The sequence below is a fragment of the uncultured Sphingomonas sp. genome, assembly GCF_964021865.1.
In the GTDB taxonomy this organism is placed as follows: Bacteria; Pseudomonadota; Alphaproteobacteria; order Sphingomonadales; family Sphingomonadaceae; genus Sphingomonas.
In genome coordinates this window covers 1-16,824 of sequence record NZ_CAXIAM010000038.1, presented here as the reverse complement: position 1 = coordinate 16,824, position 16,824 = coordinate 1, and the positions used below count along the sequence as shown (strand labels likewise).

The following is a 16,824-nucleotide window of genomic DNA, read 5'->3' as shown; positions in this document are numbered from 1 at the left end:
CGGGAGTTCGCATGCGTCGTCGCCAGTTCCTTGCCTCCGCCAGTGCCGCGGCGGCGCTTGCCGCCATTCCCCGTACGGCGACCGCCGCCGTGAAAAGCGGACCGCGCGATGCCGAGCTGCGCGCGTTGCTCGATCGGTTCTTCTATGCACGGCTTGATGAGAGCCCGGAGCAGGCGACGTCGCTGGGGCTCGACACCGGCGCGCGCGCGCCGCTGAAGTCGCGACTGTCGGATGCGAGCCGCGCCGGAGAGTTGCGCGACTTCGCGCGGGCGCGTGCCGAGCGTGCGGCGTTGCGGGCGATTCCGCGCGACGCGCTCGGCGACGCCGCGCGGCTCGACTATGACATCGTCGCCTACAGCATCGACCGGGTGCTGGCAGGTGCGCGCTACGACTATGGCGCGAGCGCGGGGCGGTACGCGCCCTATGTGCTGACGCAGCTGACCGGCGCGTATCGCGACGTGCCCGACTTTCTCGCCAACCAGCACCGCGTGCGCGACGCCGCCGACGCCGACGCCTATGTCGCGCGCGTCGCCGCCTGGGGGCCGGTGATCGACGCCGAGACCGAGCGCCAGCGCGTCGATGCCGGCAAGGGCGTGTTCGCGCCCGACTACATCCTCGACACGACGCTCCGGCAACTCGCGGCGGTGCGCGACAAGGCTGCCGATGCGACCGGCCCCGCCACGGACATCACCGCCAAGCTGAAGGCAGCGAACCTGCCCGCCGATCGCGCCGCGGCGGTGGTGAAGCTGATGACCGAGCAGGTCTTTCCGGCGCTCGACCGCCAGCGCGCTTTGGTGAGCGAACTGCGCGGGCGCGCGGTGCACGATGCCGGCGTGTGGCGGCTTCCGGACGGCGAAGCCTATTATGCCGCGGCGGCGAGCGCGGCGACGACCACCGACATGACCGGCGACGCGATCCACCGGCTCGGGCTCGCGCAGGTCGCGGAGATCGGCGCGCGGATCGACGGCATCCTGCGCAAACAGGGGATGACGCAGGGGACGGTCGGCGAGCGGCTGGTCGCGCTCAACAAGCGGCCGGATCAGCTTTATCCGAACACCGATCCGGGCCGCGAGGCGTTGCTCGAACAACTCCGCGGGCAGGTCGCGGTAATGACGAAACGCTTGCCCGAGCAATTTGCGATCCAGCCGCGTGCGCCGGTCGAGGTGCGCCGCGTACCCGAGGCGATCCAGGCCGGTGCGCCGGGCGGCTATTATCAGTCGGCCTCGCTCGACGGGTCGCGGCCGGCGATCTACTTCATCAACCTGCGCGACACGTTCGACCGGCCGAAGTTCGGGCTGGCGACGCTCAGCTATCACGAGGCGGTGCCGGGGCATCACCTGCAGGTGATGTCGGCCCTGGAGAGTCAGGACGTTCCGTTGATCCGGCGGCGTGGCTTCTATTCGGGCTATTCGGAGGGGTGGGCGCTCTATTCGGAACAGCTTGCCGACGAGATGGGGATGTATGACGGCGATCCGCTCGGGCAGGTCGGCTATCTGCAATCCCTGCTGTTCCGCGCGACGCGGCTGGTGGTCGATTCAGGGATGCACGCCAAGCGCTGGAGCCGCGAGCAGGCGACCGATTACCTGATCGCCACCACCGGGATCGCGCGCGGGCGCAGCCAAAGCGAGATCGACCGCTATACAGTCTGGCCGGGGCAGGCGTGCAGCTACAAGATCGGCCACACCGTCTGGACGCGGCTGCGCGACAAGGCCAAGCGGAAGGCGGGGGCGAAGTGGGACCCGAAGGAATTCCACCGCGTACTGACGCTGGGCGCGATGCCGCTGACGGTGCTGGAGCAAGTGGTGCGCGAGCGGATGGGGTAAACCGCGAATTCAGGCCGTCGGGAAATGGTCGGTAGCTCGCGGCCAGCAACCGGGTGGAAGTAGCCTAGCGAAATAATTCGAGGTTGCTGGGAAACCCGGTCGGTCATGCCGGACGTATCCCGGCGCCCATCGTCCCGGGACATTCAAGCCGTCGCGTACCGAGAAATGCTCGAACGTTCGCAGGGTTTCGATCAAGTCGGCAACGACGGGGTGAGACGGGAGATCGGTGACGATCGATCCGATCCGCTCCGTCACCCGAAAAGGCGCTAGACTCCGCCGGACAAGAGGCTTGCTCGATTGCTAGCCAAGTCTCATATATGAAATCTCCAAAGGGGAGGGGAGTCCAGCGATGCGAGCCGTCTTGTGCCGCGAGCCGTTCGCGCTCGAACGTGTCGAGCGTGATGCGCCGATCGCCGCACCTGGCGAGGTGCTGGTGCGCATGCGCCGCGTTGGCCTGTGCGGTACCGACTATCATATTTTCGCAGGAAACCAGCCGTTCCTGTCCTACCCGCGCGTGATGGGCCATGAACTGGCCGGTGAGATCGCGGCGGTGCCCGACGGCTCAACGCTGCGCGTCGGGCAGCGTGTCACGATCAATCCCTATCTGTCGTGCGGCACCTGCGTCGCGTGTCGCAAGGGCAAGTCCAATTGTTGTACGCGGATCGCGGTGCTCGGCGTCCATACCGACGGCGGCATGCAGGAGATGATCGCGGTGCCCGAGCGCGCGGTGATCCCCGCCGACGACCTGACGCTCGAACAGGCGGCGATGGTCGAGTTCCTCGCGATCGGCGCGCATGCGGTGGCGCGCGCCAACTTGTCACCCGGTGACCGCGTGCTGGTCGCGGGCGCGGGGCCGATCGGGATTGCGGTATCGCTGTTCGCGCGGCTGGATGGGGCGCGGGTGACGATCATCGACACGCGTGCCTCTCGTCTCGATTACGCGCGCGCGCGGCTTGGGTTCGACGATGTCGTGACGGTCGACGACGGCATTCGCGATACGTTGTCGGCCCGAACCGATGGCGACTTCTTCGATTGCGTGTTCGACGCGACTGGCAACATCCATGCGATGCGCAAGGGTCTCGACTATGTCGCGAGCGGCGGCAGCTATGTGCTGGTCAGCGTCGTCCCTGACGATCTGATCTTCGCCGATCCCGAATTCCACCGCCGCGAAACCACGCTGATCGCGAGCCGCAACGCGTTGGCCAGCGATTTCGCGCGTGTGCTCGCCGCAATCCGCAGCGGCGACATTCCCACCGATGCGCTCCACACGCATAGCGTCGAGGCGGACGACTTGCCTGAGCGGATGCCGAGGTTGATCGAAGAAGCGGACCATGTTCTGAAGGCGATCGTGACGTTCTGACAAAGCGCGGGCGCGACGACCCGGCTCAGCGAAAAAGAGGATGACGGCAAATGGCGTGGCAAGGCTCCCCTCCGCTTGAGGATCATTCCCGCGCGGACGACACGCGCGCGCGCGGCGCGGCGGGGCGCTGGGTACCGGCGCTCGTCATCACCACCGCGCTGTTCTTCCTTTGGGGGATGGCGAACAACCTCAACGACATCCTGATCGCGCAGTTCAAGAAGGCGTTCACACTGTCGGATTTCGGCACCAGCTTCGTGCAGCAGGTGTTCTACCTCGGCTATTTCGTGTTCGCGATCCCGGCGTCGATCGTGCTGCGGCGGTTTGGGTACAAGGCGGCGATCGTCACCGGTCTGATGCTTTATGGTGTGGGCGCGCTGCTCTTCTATCCGGCGGCGGCGATCAGCGCCTATCAGCTGTTCCTGTTCGCTTTGTTCGTCATTGCCGCCGGGTTGGCGTTTCTCGAAACGTCCGCCAATCCGCTGATGACCGAACTCGGCGATCCCGCGACCGCCACACGGCGGCTCAACTGGGCACAGGCTGCCAATCCGTTCGGCGCGATCACCGGCATCCTGATCGGGCGCAACTTCATCCTGTCGGGGATCGAGCATGACGAGGCGACGCTCGCGGGGATGAACGCCGCTGCACGCGCAGCCTTTTACCGCAACGAAGTCCAGGCAGTTGCGACGCCCTATCTGGCGATCGCGGCGATCGTGCTGCTGTTCGCCTGCGCTGCCGCGCTGACCGCCTTTCCGCGCAATGCCTTGGTGCGCAACGTGCCGGAGGAAGCAAAGACGCAGCGTTTCGCCGACCTGCTGCGCCACCCGCGGCTGATCGGCGCGGTGATCGCACAATTCTTCTACGTCGGAGCGCAAGTCGGGTTGTGGAGCTACACGATCCGTTATGCGCAGGGCGCGCTCGGCTGGAACGAGCGACAGGGCGCGGACATGCTGTTCGTCTCGCTGCTGCTGTTCGCGGGCGGGCGGTTCGTCGGCACGACGTTGATGACGTGGATCGCGCCGGCGCGACTGCTCGCGATCTTCGCGGGCGTGTCCGCACTGCTCGCGGCCACCGCGGCGCTGGTCGGCGGAACGATCGGGCTCTACGCGCTTGTCGCGACAAGCTTTTTCATGTCGATCCAGTTTCCGACAATCTTCGCGCTCGGCGTGGAGACGCTCGGCCCGCTGCGGCGGCTCGGCTCGTCGATCATCATCATGGCGATCATCGGCGGCGCGGTGCTGACCGGGGTGATCGGCTTCGTCTCGGATCGCGTCGGGATCGCGGCGGCGATGCTGGTGCCGGCGGCGTGCTTCCTCGTGGTGCTGACCTATGCGGTCCGCACGCGCGCGCGGGCCTGACGCCGATGGCGCGGGCGCGCAAACAGACCGATGCGGAGGGTGAGGGCAAGCCGAAACAGACCACCTATGCCGCACCCGCGCTGGAAAAGGCGTTCGAGATCCTCGACTTGCTGTCCGCCTATCCGCAGGGCGCGCTGGTCACCGACATGGCCGCGGCGCTCGGTCGCTCGGTGGGCGAGCTGTTCCGGATCGTCGTGGTCATGGAGCAGATCGGTTATCTGCAACGCTCGCCGGTCAACGACCGCTATACCGTGTCGTACAAGATCCTCGACCTCGCCTACCGGGCGACGCCGGCGCAGAACCTTACGCGCGCCGCGACGCCGGAGATGCAGCAACTCGCCGCGGAAACCGAGCAATCCTGCCATTTCGTCGTCCCGAACGGCGCCTATGGGCTGGTGATCGCGCGCGAGGAAAACCCTGGAATGCGGGGCTTTTCGCTGCGGCTCGGCGCGGCGATCGACATGATCCGCAGCTGTTCAGGGCAGGTGCTGCTCGCCTTTTCCTCGCCACAGCGCGCAAAGCGGATCGTTGCGCAGGCGGCGGCGGCGCAGGGCAAGCCGGTCGACCTGGACTGGCTGGAGGAACGGCTCGCGCTCGTGCGGCGGCAAGGGTTTGATCGTCGGCAAAGCCCGGTGACTCAAGGAGTTACCGACGTCAGTTATCCGGTTTTCGCGTTCAGTGGCGAGATCGTCGGTGCGTTGACGGTGCCGTATCTGGAGCTGATCGACGGGTCGCAGCGCGTGAAGCTGGACGCGGTTTCCGGGCTGCTAAAAGCGGCGGCGGCGCGTATCTCATTGACGCTGGGGCATCATCCGGCGGGTTGAAGGACAGGCTGTGACCCAGACGCCGCGCATCGACGCGCATCATCACTTTTGGCGCTACGATCCGGCGGCGTTCGGCTGGATCGATCCGGGGAGCGCGATCGCGCGCGATTTCGACGCCCAAGCGCTCGCCGGTGCGCTCGCGACGCGCAAAATAGCAGGCGCCATCGCGGTGCAGGCGCGGCAGATGCCCGAAGAAACACGGATGCTGCTCGATGCGGTGACGCGTGGTGCGGCAATCTGCGGCGTGGTCGGCTGGATCGATCTGCGCGCCGACGACATCGCCGAGCGGGTGGCGGCCGACGCCGCGCCGTTGCTGGTCGGCTACCGCCATGTCGTGCAGGACGAGCCCGACGCCGACTTCCTGCTGGGCGACGCATTCGTCCGCGGCGTGCGCGCGGTGGCGAAGCAGGGGCTGAGCTACGATCTGCTCGTCGACCATCGGCAGTTCGCGACGGTGCCGGCGTTCCTCGACCGGGTCGGGGCAGGGCGGTTCGTGCTCGACCACGCCGCCAAGCCCGCGATTGCCCGCGGGGGATGGCAGCCCTGGGCGGAGCGACTGAAGGCCGCTGCGGCCTGTCCCGGGTTGATGTGCAAGGTGTCGGGGCTGGTCACCGAGGCCGATCACGCCCACTGGACGCCGGACGATCTCGAACGCTATCTCGACCACGTCTTCGCCGCGTTCGGGCCGGAGCGGCTGATGTGGGGATCGGACTGGCCGGTCTGCCTGCTCGCGGCCGATTACGGCGCGGTGCATGACGTGATCGCCGCCTATGTCGCACGTCACTGTCCGGGGGCAAGCGACGGCATCTTCGGCGGCCACGCGCTCGCCTTCTACAAACCGCCGACGGGGGCGACAGCATCGCCCTGACCGAACCATCGCCGCGTCGCACGATCGTCGGGATCGAGCGCCGCGCGCTGCTGACGCTCGGCGTGGCGGGCGGCGCGGGCTGGGCGCTGGGCCGCGTGCTTTCCCGAACCGCACCGGTCGGGCGCGACGTACGGGCGTCGGGGGCGGTGGCGGCGATCCTGGGTGATCCGGACGCGCCCGCGATTGGCCCGCCAACTGCCTCGCTGCGGCTGGCGGTGTTCAGCGACTATCGCTGCCCGGCATGCCGCCACGGCTTCCCGGCGTTGACCGAGGCGGTGGCGGAAGACGGCGATGTGCGGCTGTTGTTCAAGGACTGGCCGATTTTCGGTGCAGTCTCGGAGCAGGCGGCGCGCGTGGCGCTCGCGAGCGTCGCGCAGGGCATCTACCCCGAGCTGCACCGCCGGCTGATGACCGCACCCGCCGCGCTCGACCCTGCCCATCTGCGCGCCGCCGTCGTCGCGTCCGGCGGCGATTGGCCACGCGTTCTGGCGGACCTGTCGACCCACCGCGCGCAGATCGACTCGCAGCTTCGTCGACATGCGACCGAAGCGGCATCGATCGGCTTGCCGGGGACGCCGGGCTATCTCGCGAATTCGCTGCTCGCCGTAGGGGTGATCGAGACGGGGGCGTTCGCGCGGCTGTTCGCGGCGGCGCGAAAAGGCGCTTGAGCGCTCGTCAGAACCTCACCGCGTCGGCGCTTTTCTCGGGCCGGATGTAAATCGACCTGAGCTGCGGCAGCGCGGTGCGCAGCTCGGTCTCGATCGTTTCGATCAGCGCCTCGGCGGCACCCATCGACAGGTGATCGTCGAAATCGGCGCTGATCGCGGCGAAGACGATGTCGGGCGCGGTGTGGACGGTGCGGACGTGGTTGACCGCGCTGATGCCCGGATGCGCCGCGACGATCGCGCGGGCGCGGGCGATCACCGCCGGGTCGGCCCGCTCGCCGATCAGCAGTCCCTTGGCCTCGCGCGCCAGCAGCACGGCGACCGCCGCGAGCAGCGCGCCGATCACGATCGAGGCGACGCCATCCAGCCGCGGATCGTTGAAATAATGGCTGCACCACACGCCGATCGCCGCCACGACAAGGCCGATCAGCGCGGCGCTATCCTCGAACAGCACCATGAACCCGGCCGGGTCCTTCGATTCGTGGATTGCCTGCCACCAGCCCAACTCGCCGCGGGTCTGGTTGAACTCGCGCATCGCGATCGTCCAGGAGGCACCCTCCATCAGCGTGGCGATGCCGAGCACGATGTAGTTGACGAGCGGATCGACGAGCGGCTCCGGCTCGATGACGTGCAGATAGCCTTCGTAGATCGATACGCCCGCACCGATCGCGAAGATCAGGATCGCCACGACGAACGCCCAGAAATACAGCTCGCGGCCATAGCCGAACGGGTGCGCGGCATCGGCGGGGCGGCGCGCGCGGCGCTGGCCGTAGAGCAGCAGCACCTGATTGCCGCTGTCCACCACCGAATGGACCCCTTCGGTCAGCATCGACGACGATCCGGTGATCGCCGCCGCGATGAACTTGGCCACCGCAATGCCCAGGTTCGCCGCCAGCGCGCCGAACAGCACGATATTGTCGCGCCAGCTTTTTGGTTTTGTTTCGCTCACGCAATTCCCTTCGCTGGATAGCGAGACGCGAGGGGAGGGGCAGGGTTCCGTTCGCTCGCGATGGCGGTCGGCCGATCACTGCACCTGGAGCGTGCTGACGTCATTCCCGCCCGTCATTGTGAGCGTAGCGCGGCAATCCAGAGGCGGATCAGGCCGCGCTGGATTGCTTCGCTACGCTCGCAATCACGATCGACGATATCGAACGCACATCATCTTTATTCGCCCCGGGCGCGTGCGCCGCGCGCCACCGCCCGGCGCAGCGTGCGGGAGAGTTGCTCCATCGAATAGGGTTTGTGCAGCAGCTCGAACCCATGCTGCCAGTTTTCGGCGAGGACATGCGCGTAGCCGCTGGTCAGCACGATCGGCAGCGCGGGATGGCGCTCGCGGATGCGCGTCGCACATTCGACTCCGTTCATGCCCGGCATCACCACGTCGGAGAACACGACGTCAAACCGCGCGGCATCCGCCTCCAGTATCGCCAGCGCATCATAGGCGTTGGTCGCCAGCAGGCTGCGATAGCCAAGCTCGTTGAGCGCGGTGGTGGCGAATTGTCCGACCTCCTCATTATCCTCGATCAGCAGGACATAGGCGCCCTGGCCATCGGCGGGTCCGTCGTCCTCGTTTCGATCGTCTGCGGCGCGGCCTTCGGTCACGCGCGGAAGGTAGAGCGTGAAGGTGGTGCCCTGATCCGCTTCGCTGGTGACGCTGATGTCACCGCCCGATTGCTTGGCGAAACCGATCACCTGGCTCAGCCCCAGCCCGGTGCCCTTGCCGACGCCCTTGGTGGTGAAGAACGGCTCAAAGATGTGCGGCAGTGCCTCAGGCGGGATGCCCGCGCCATTGTCGATCACCGCGACCGCCACGAATTCGCCGCTGACGCCGTGGTGGCCACGCAGCGACGGGATCTCGCCGACCGGCGTGATCGCGACCCGCAACGTACCCTGACCGTCCATCGCATCGCGTGCGTTGATCGCGAGGTTGACGAGCGCGGTTTCGAACTGGCTGCGATCGATCTCGGCAAGGCACGGGGTTTCCGGCGCCTCGACATGCAGCGCCACGCGCGCGCCGATCAGCGTCTGCACCATCTCGGCAATCTCGTTCACCGTCACGCCGACGTCGAGCAACTCGGGAGTCAGCGCCTGACGCCGGGCGAAAGCGAGCAATTGTCCGGTCAGCTTTGCCGCGCGCGTGGCGGTCTCACCGATCGCCTCGACATAGCGATCACGCTTTTCGGGCGCGAGATCGGGCCGGCGCAGCAGCTCGACCGAGCCGCGAATGATCGTCAGCAAGTTGTTGAAATCATGGGCGACGCCTCCAGTGAGCTGGCCGATCGCCTCCATCTTCTGCGCCTGGCTGAGCTGTTCGGTGGCGCGCTTCAACTGTTCGGCGGCCTCTTTCGCCTCGGTGATATGGCGGCCGATCGCGAAGACCTCCGCCTCACCGGGGGCGGCGACCCATTGCAACCAGCGGTAGCTGCCGTCGTGATGGCGGAAGCGCGTCTCGAAGGTCGGCATCGTCCCGGCCTGCGCGGCGGCCAGCGCCTCGACAGCCGCGGGCAGATCGTCGGGATGCACCAGCGACAGCGCATCGATTCCGAGCAGTTCGGCCGGCTGATAGCCGAGGATGTCGGTCCACGCTGGATTGACCGCCAGGTAGCGGCCGTCGGTCGACACCACCACCATCAGGTCGGGCGAGGCATTCCACATCCGGTCGCGCTCGGCGGTGCGTTGCGCGACCTGTTCGGCAAGGTCGGCATTGAGGCGCACCAGTTCCGCCCGGCTTTCCAGCAGCGCGCGATCGGCGAGCACGCGCTGCGTCGTCTCGTTGGTGAAGATGAACAACCCCGCGTGCTCGCCCTGCTCGTCGAGGATGCGTGAATAGGAGAAGCTCCACCACGTATCCGCCGCGCCGCGATCGGTGGCCAGCTTCCAGGGCAAGTCGACGAAGCGCCGGCTGCGTCCGGCGAAGGCATCGTCGACGATCGGGCGCGCCTGATCCCAGGCATCCGCCCATACCTCGCGCATCGGTGTGCCCATCGCCCAGTCGAGCCGCGGGCCGAGCAGCGGAAAGTAGGTCTCGTTGAAAAAGAAGAACAGCTCCTCGGCGTCCCAGCACAGGATCATCGATTCGGGCGAGTTGAGCACGAGGCTGAGCGCCGCCTTGAACGGCGCGGGCCAGTGTTCCGGGAGCCCGAGCGGGTGATCGCGCCAGTCGCGTGCCAGGATCAACCCGGTCGCCGCCCCGCCACCGGCCAGGAAGCGGAGCCCGGGCGGAAGATCGTCGGGGGTGGTCGAGGGAAGGTCGGTCATCGATTCCGGGCGGCTGGCGGGGAGGTGGGGGCTGACCTAGCGTGCGGACGTCAATCAAGGAAGTCCGGCGGACGTCGCCACCGCGCGGCGGGGTCCGGCGACCGGCGCGGGATGTGCGACGAACGGCGTGCGGGCGCGAAACCCGTCGCTTGTTCATAACGTTGGCAGCGGCGGAAGCAGGCGGAGCGAAGCGCATGAAGACGAGTGGCAATACGATCCTGATGACGGGCGGCGGCAGCGGGATCGGCGAGGCGCTGGCGCATCGTTTCCACGATCGCGGCGACACCGTCATCATCGCCGGCCGTCGGCGCGACGCGCTGGAGAAAGCGGCGGCCGGGCGCGAGCGCATCCATGTGATGACGCTGGATGTCGAGGATGCCGGTGCGGTGGAGGCGTTCGCCGAGCAGGTGGTGGCGGACTTTCCCGCGCTGAACGTGCTGTTCAACAATGCCGGGATCATGACGTACGAGGACCTGACGCAGCGGCGCGACCTGGCCGATGCCGAGGGGACGGTGGCGATCAACATCCTCGGCCCGATCCGGCTGACCAATGCGCTGACCGATCACCTGGTGGCGCAGCCCGACGCGGCGATCGTCACGGTGACGTCGGGGCTCGCCTATGTCCCGCTGGTCATGGCGCCGACCTATTCGGCGACGAAGGCGGCGATCCATTCCTATACCGTGTCGCTGCGCACCCAACTAGCGGGCAAGGTCGAGGTGATCGAGCTGGCGCCGCCGGGCGTGCAGACCGACCTGACGCCCGGGCAGGCGCATCGGCCGGGCTACATGCCGCTGGAGGCGTTCGCCGATGCGGTCGCGGCGCAGTTCCTGCAACAGCCGACGCCGCGCGAGATCCTGGTCGACGAGGTGCAGTTCCTCCGGCAGGCCGAGCGCGAGGGACGCTTCGACGAGACGCTGAAGACCCTGACCGAGCGCGCCGCGCAGCAACGCGCGGCCGGGGGCGAATAGCGCCTTCGCTCAGCCGCCGATCGGCATCCCGGGGGGCACGACGACGTCGTCGGCCTGCCCGGCGAGCACAGCGGTGCGCCGCGTCTCGTCCAGAAGCAACCGTGCGGTCGACAGCGCCCAGGCGCGGTCTGCCGGGTCGCGGAAGCGCCGCTTCGGCTGCTTCTCCGCCCAGTCGCGCAGCGCTTGATCGATCGCGCCGGCTGCTTCGTCGCCTGTTTCGGGCGCGGCAGCGGCCCGGGCCAGCGCGAGGACGATGCGCGTCCCGATCGCGCGGCGGACCGCATCGAGCCGCGGGTCGGACACCTCGGCGTCGGCGAGCGCGAGCAACCGGGTCGCGATCAGGTCTGCGCCCGGGACGTCGGCGGCACGGCGGTGCTGATCGGCGAGGCGTGCGAGCCGCTCGGGCGCCAGGATCGCGCCGAGCGTGACCTGCGCCGCGACCTGCGCGGCGACCAGCGGGTCGAACGCCGCGCTGCCGGCGGTGCGCATCACCTCGATATCGGTCTGCCGGTCGCTCTCGCCCGACCAGCCGGCCGACAATTGCGCGATCAGCCGATCGGGCACGTCGAGCGCGGCGGGGGCGAGGGTGGCGAGCAGGGCGTCGAGCGCCCGGCGTTGCGCGGCGGCATCGACGGGGGCGGACTCCCCGCCGGCACCGCCCGCGACCGCATAGGTGGACACGACGCCGCCCAGCACCTTCGCCGCCGCCTCGACCTGATAGCGGTGGAGCAGCCAGAGCGGCACGAACTTGCGGCGCAGCGCCGCGACCGGCTCGTCGGGGGTCAGCGCCGCCGGGCCGAAGCGCGACAGCGCGGCGCTGCGGACCTGCATCATGCGTTCGAGTTCGGCGACCGGATCGGCGCCGTCGTCCCACAGGCTGCCCCACGGTTGCGAGGAGGACACGTTCCGCGCGTTCTCGTCCGAGACGAAACGCAGCCCGGCCCGCTCCGCCGCGTCCGCCTTCGCGCGGGCGGCGACGTCGGGGTTGGTGCCGGCGGGGTCGGCGTAGAGCCAGTCGATCGCGTGATTGTCCCACGCGCCCAAGCCCACCCCGTACGCGTCGGACAGATCGGGCACGCCGTCCACCAGCCCGATGCGCGGGGCGGGATAGTCCATGACCGAGGCGCGGCCCTGCGTGCTGCCCGCGAAATTGTGGAGCAGGCCCAGCGCATGGCCGACCTCATGCGCGGCCAGTTGCCGAATGCGCGCGAGCGCGACCTGCACCGGGTCGTTGGGGCCACCGGTGCCGTTCTTCGCCGCGCCGACCAGTGCCTCGTAGATCAGCATGTCCTGGCGGACGCGCAGCGAGCCGAGCAGCACCGAGCCCTTCAGGATCTCGCCCGTCCGCGGATCGCTGACCGCATAGCCATACGACCAGCCGCGCGTCGCACGATTGACCCAGTTGACGACATTGTAGCGGATGTCGAGCGGGTCGGCGTCCGCAGGCAGGATCTCGACCCGGTAGGCGTCGATATAGCCCGCCGCCTCGAAGGCCGTCTTCCACCACGATGCGCCTTCGAGCAGCGCGGTACGGATCGGCTCGGGCGCGGCATTGTCGATGTAGAAGACGATCGGCTTCTTCACGCGCGAACGCGGGACGGCGGGATCGATCTTCTCCAGCCGGAAGCGATTGGCGAGGTTCTGGACGATCTGCCCGCCGAGCGGCGCGGCAAAGTTCAACGTCTGGGTAGAGAAGCTGCCGCCGCGCGGATCGAAGGCACGGGTGACATAGCCCGGCGGCGGCAGCGCGACGAAGCTGTGGCGGACGACCAGCGTCACCTGCCGCGGATCGGGGGCGATGTTGCGCACCTCCGCGCCGGGCGTGTCGCTGGCATAGGTCTGGCGCGCCTCGAACTCGAGGTTGAGCGGAAAGGCGCGAACGGCGTTGGTGTCGGCGGCGCTCAGCGCGTCGACCAGTTTCCAGCCCTTCTCTCCGGCCGAGTTGAGCTGCGCGGTCACGCCCTTCGTGTCGCGCGCGAGGAACGGCGCGATGTCGACGAGCATCCGCCCGTCCTCCGCGTCGACCAGGTCGCCGAGCCACAGCGTCGAGGTCGCGAACGCATCGGCCGCGGCCGCTTGCTCGCTGGCGGAGGCGCCGGCGGCGCGGAAGCGCGGGTTCTCCAGCTCGAACGCGACCTTCTTGCCGAGCCGGCGGATCACCAGCACCTGCGCCGGGCCGGGCTGCGCGCGATCGAGCCCGATCTGGGCCGAGCCGAGCCCGGTGCGCAGCGCGTTGGTGTAGAGCAAGCGTACTGCGATCCCGTCGCGCCCCGGCGTCGGCAGCGCCAGCAGGATGCGGCCGGCCTTGCGATCGATATAGACCGGCAATAGCCCGTCCAGCCGCTCGGTGCCGGTCAGCGGATCGCTTTTCGATGCGGCGGTTGCCGGCGCTTTCGCGGCCGCGGCATGGCTCATGGCCGGCACGAGCAACGCGCTAACGCTGCCCAACAGGATCGCCAAACGCTTCATCGTCACCCCCGAAGCGCCACCGTAGGAGAGCCGGGGCACAGTTCGCAAGGTGCGCGGCGAAATGTCTGCGTTATCAGCGCCGATTAGCGCGCCGGGTCGGTGTGGCGCTTGATGAGCCACGGAGCGGATCGCTCGGGCGGTGTCGCCGTGCGCGCCGTCTGCGTCGCCGGCGTGGCGGCGGCGGGTAGACCGAACCAGTGCGGCCGCTCGACGGCGACAAGGATGGCCAGAAGGCTGGAACCAAGCCCGAACCAGACCGAAAGGCCGCGCGTCGTCATCAAGAACCTCCTTCCCAAATGTAGGGGGACCGATCGGCAGCGACCGGCATACCGCCATGTAAAGCCGCCAAGCGAGCCGGGTGTAGCTCCCTCATGACAAATGCTTGCTGAGATAAGGTTAATGGCGGGAACCGGCCGCGGAACACGCCCAGACTGGCTTTGATGGCCGTCCCGGCGAGCGTCCGAACGCGCAACCCGTCAGTTTGGATTGTGAGAGAATAGCTGCCAAGGCGGAGAGCGCACCATCTCTGCGCCCTTCGCGCCTCCGCGTGCAGCCCCCTCTTTCCCCATGCTTTCTCACGAGCCGGAATGTCGATCGGTCCTAGACCATTGGCGCATTGACGCGACCGGCGACACAGGCATAGGCTTGTCCGAGAAATAAGCGGGTTGGGAAGAGGTATGAGGCAGGCTCACGCAGGTCGCGGCCGCGAGGCGGTGCGATGATCGATCGTCGCGCTGCATTGGCCGGGATGGTCGCCGCGTTCGGAGCGGGCGTGTTCGCGCCGCTGGCCCGCGCCGTCGCCTATCAACCCGATCCGGTGATCAACACCGGCCCGCCCGCGCCGGTCTTCACCGCGGCGCAGCGCGCCCTGGTCGCGGCATTGAGCGAGCGGGTGATCCCGACCACCGACACGCCGGGCGCGATCGCCGCCGGGGTGCCGGAATATATCGAACACATGCTGGGCGACTGGGCGATCGACGACGAGCGCGGGACGATCCTTGGCGGCCTCGCGGCGATCGATGCGCGCAGCATGGCCGATTATCGCATGCAGGCGGTGAAGGCGACCGCAGCGCAGCAGGACGCGCTGCTGACGCTGGCGATGAACGACAAGCTGCCGGGCGCGAGTGACTTCTTCCCGGCGTTCAAGCAGCTGGTGCTCACCGGCTATTATACGTCGGAGGTCGGGATCACGAAGGAGCGCGAATATCTGCCGGTCCCGGGCGATTACGACGGCGCTTACCCCTATGCGAAGGTGAAGCGCATCTTCTCGTCCTGAGCCTCGTGCGGCGCGCACGGCCGCGCCGCCGCTTTCCCCGAACACTCATCCGGCGGACTTTCAAGATCATGGCAGCAACAGATCGCTTCGACGCAATCGTCATCGGTTCCGGCATCAGCGGCGGTTGGGCCGCCAAGGAGCTGACCGAGAAGGGCCTGCGCGTCTTGATGGTCGATCGCGGCCGGATGGTTGAACATGGCGAGGATTATCCGTTCGACGGCAAGTCCGTCTATGAAACCCCCGCGCGCGACCGCATGCCCGCCGCGCTCGCCAAGCGCGATTATTTCGCGCTCAACGGCTGGGTATCGCCCGCGACGCAGCCGTTCTTCATCAACGACCGTCTCAACCCGTATGACTACGACGCCCCCAACAAGTTCAACTGGGTGCGCCCGTCGGTGGTCGGCGGCAAATCGCTGACCTGGGGGCGGTGGAGCTTTCGCTGGGCGCCGACCGATTACGAGGCGAACAAGCGTGAGGGCGTCGGGGTCGACTGGCCGATCCGCTATGACGACGTCGCGCCGTGGTACAGCTATGTTGAGAAGTATATCGGCGTGTCGGGGGGCAAGGAGAACCTCGATTATCTGCCCGACAGCGAGTTCATGCCGCCGTTCCCGATGAACGTCGCCGAGAAGTGGCTCAAGGGGCGGCTGGAAGGCGAGTTCCCGGGCCGCAAACTGATCAACGCGCGCCTCAGCAACATCACCGAGGACAAGCCCGAGCAGAACCGCACGCGCTGCCAGAAGCGGTCGCAATGCAGCCACGGGTGCAGCTTCGGCGCGTATTTCTCGACGCAGGCGGTGACGCTGCCGGCGGCGCGCGCGACCGGGCGGCTGACGCTGCGCTCCGACACATGGGTCACCAATCTCGAATATGATCCCGCGAAAAAGCGCGTTACCGGCGTGCGGATGGTCAACGCCAAGACCGGGCGCGCCGAGGTGGTGCAGGCGCGGATGGTGTTCCTGTGCGCCTCGGCGATGAGCTCGTTGCACGTCCTGCTCAACTCGCGCCCGAAGGACAGCGAGCGGAGCTGGTTCCACTCGAACGGCGCGCTCGGCAGCCAGGTGATGGACCATATCTTCCGCGTCGGCGTGCAGGGCGAGATCCCCGGCATGACCGACCTGATCGAATATGGCCGGCGGCCGGGCGGCGTCTACGTGCCGCGCTTCCGCAATCTCGTGTCCGAGCAGCTGCCGTTCAAGCGCGGTTACGGCTATCAGGGGCAGGCGTTCCGTCAACCGGCGATGGTCGACGGGTTTGGCGCGGACATGAAGCACGGAATGCGCGAATATGGTCCGTGGCGCTTCTCGATGGGCGCGTTCGGCGAGTGCCTGCCGTATGACGACAATCGCGTCATGCTGAACTTCAACAAGACGGATCGCTTCGGCACGCCGCTGCTGCGCTTCGACGTGACGTTCCGCGACAACGAGATCAAGATGATGGACGACGCGCTGGAGCAGGGGCAGCTGATGCTGCGCCGCGCCGGGCTGACCAACGTCACCGGCGGGCGCGGCAAGCATGTTCCGGGCGAGGCGATCCACGAGATGGGCGGCGCACGGATGGGGCGCGATCCCAATACCTCGGTGCTCAACGGCTGGAACCAGGCGCACGACGCGGCGAACCTGTTCGTCACCGACGGCGCGCAGATGGCGTCGGTTTCGTGTGTCAACCCGTCGCTGACCTTCATGGCAATGACCGCGCGCGCGGCGGATCATGCGGTCAAGCAGATGAAGGCAGGCGTGATCTGAGCCGCGCCAGCGTGCGTCGTCCGACCAGAAAGAGTGGATCACGGCAACGGGGCGGCATCGACCGTCAGACAAGGCGACGACGCGTCAGAGCCACCCATCGCCATGCAGTCTGACGTTATCCGGGGGGGGGGGGCGCTGGCTCTTTGGGAATTGAGCGAAGGCAGGAGGGCGGGGCCAGGCTCTCCCGAGTGTCACGAAGGGGTCGGGATGACG

The 16,824-nt window shown here is 67.9% G+C and carries 13 protein-coding genes; 9 read left to right on the top strand and 4 right to left on the bottom strand.

Annotated features, from left to right (window positions below):
• The first annotated feature begins 11 nt into the window (after positions 1-11).
• The 6 genes from AADI75_RS10955 to AADI75_RS10930 all read left to right on the top strand — a co-directional run bounded on the left by AADI75_RS10955 (position 12) and on the right by AADI75_RS10930 (position 6,898).
• Positions 12-1,823: a DUF885 family protein gene (locus tag AADI75_RS10955; protein WP_341209067.1), complete on the top strand. Its 1,812-nt coding sequence runs from the start codon at positions 12-14 to the stop codon at positions 1,821-1,823.
• A gap of 349 nt (positions 1,824-2,172) precedes the next feature.
• Complete coding sequence (locus AADI75_RS10950; RefSeq protein ID WP_341209066.1) at positions 2,173-3,183, top strand: zinc-binding alcohol dehydrogenase family protein; 1,011 nt, start codon at positions 2,173-2,175, stop codon at positions 3,181-3,183.
• A 50-nt stretch (positions 3,184-3,233) separates the two neighbouring features.
• Complete coding sequence (gene fucP / locus AADI75_RS10945; RefSeq protein WP_341209065.1) at positions 3,234-4,538, top strand: L-fucose:H+ symporter permease; 1,305 nt, start codon at positions 3,234-3,236, stop codon at positions 4,536-4,538.
• Positions 4,539-4,543: 5 nt separating this feature from the next.
• Positions 4,544-5,362: an IclR family transcriptional regulator gene (locus AADI75_RS10940; RefSeq protein ID WP_341209064.1), complete on the top strand. Its 819-nt coding sequence runs from the start codon at positions 4,544-4,546 to the stop codon at positions 5,360-5,362.
• 10 nt (positions 5,363-5,372) lie between these two features.
• Positions 5,373-6,230 carry an amidohydrolase family protein gene (locus AADI75_RS10935; protein WP_341209063.1) on the top strand — a complete coding sequence of 286 codons (858 nt, stop codon included), beginning with the start codon at positions 5,373-5,375 and terminating at the stop codon, positions 6,228-6,230.
• 62 nt (positions 6,231-6,292) lie between these two features.
• Positions 6,293-6,898 (top strand): DsbA family protein, encoded by a 606-nt coding sequence (locus tag AADI75_RS10930; protein ID WP_341209062.1) that lies wholly within the window; start codon positions 6,293-6,295, stop codon positions 6,896-6,898.
• 7 nt (positions 6,899-6,905) lie between these two features.
• Here AADI75_RS10930 and AADI75_RS10925 read toward each other — a convergent pair whose 3' ends face one another.
• On the bottom strand, positions 6,906-7,844 hold the full coding sequence (locus AADI75_RS10925; RefSeq protein ID WP_341209061.1) for a cation diffusion facilitator family transporter: 939 nt from the start codon (positions 7,842-7,844) through the stop codon (positions 6,906-6,908).
• Between the two features lie 215 nt (positions 7,845-8,059).
• Positions 8,060-10,153, bottom strand: a complete 2,094-nt coding sequence (locus tag AADI75_RS10920) for a PAS domain-containing protein (RefSeq protein ID WP_341209060.1) — start codon at positions 10,151-10,153, stop codon at positions 8,060-8,062.
• Between the two features lie 194 nt (positions 10,154-10,347).
• Between AADI75_RS10920 and AADI75_RS10915 the strand changes: the two genes are divergently transcribed.
• Positions 10,348-11,121, top strand: a complete 774-nt coding sequence (locus AADI75_RS10915; RefSeq protein WP_341209059.1) for an SDR family oxidoreductase — start codon at positions 10,348-10,350, stop codon at positions 11,119-11,121.
• Between the two features lie 9 nt (positions 11,122-11,130).
• Here AADI75_RS10915 and AADI75_RS10910 read toward each other — a convergent pair whose 3' ends face one another.
• The gene (locus AADI75_RS10910; protein WP_341209058.1) at positions 11,131-13,590 is read right to left on the bottom strand and encodes a zinc-dependent metalloprotease; all 2,460 of its coding nucleotides are present in this window, start codon (positions 13,588-13,590) and stop codon (positions 11,131-11,133) included.
• 83 nt (positions 13,591-13,673) lie between these two features.
• Complete coding sequence (locus AADI75_RS10905) at positions 13,674-13,868, bottom strand: hypothetical protein (protein WP_341209057.1); 195 nt, start codon at positions 13,866-13,868, stop codon at positions 13,674-13,676.
• 440 nt (positions 13,869-14,308) lie between these two features.
• Between AADI75_RS10905 and AADI75_RS10900 the strand changes: the two genes are divergently transcribed.
• On the top strand, positions 14,309-14,866 hold the full coding sequence (locus AADI75_RS10900) for a gluconate 2-dehydrogenase subunit 3 family protein (RefSeq protein WP_341209056.1): 558 nt from the start codon (positions 14,309-14,311) through the stop codon (positions 14,864-14,866).
• Positions 14,867-14,934: 68 nt separating this feature from the next.
• On the top strand, positions 14,935-16,611 hold the full coding sequence (locus AADI75_RS10895) for a GMC family oxidoreductase (protein WP_341209055.1): 1,677 nt from the start codon (positions 14,935-14,937) through the stop codon (positions 16,609-16,611).
• The last annotated feature ends 213 nt before the right edge of the window (positions 16,612-16,824 follow it).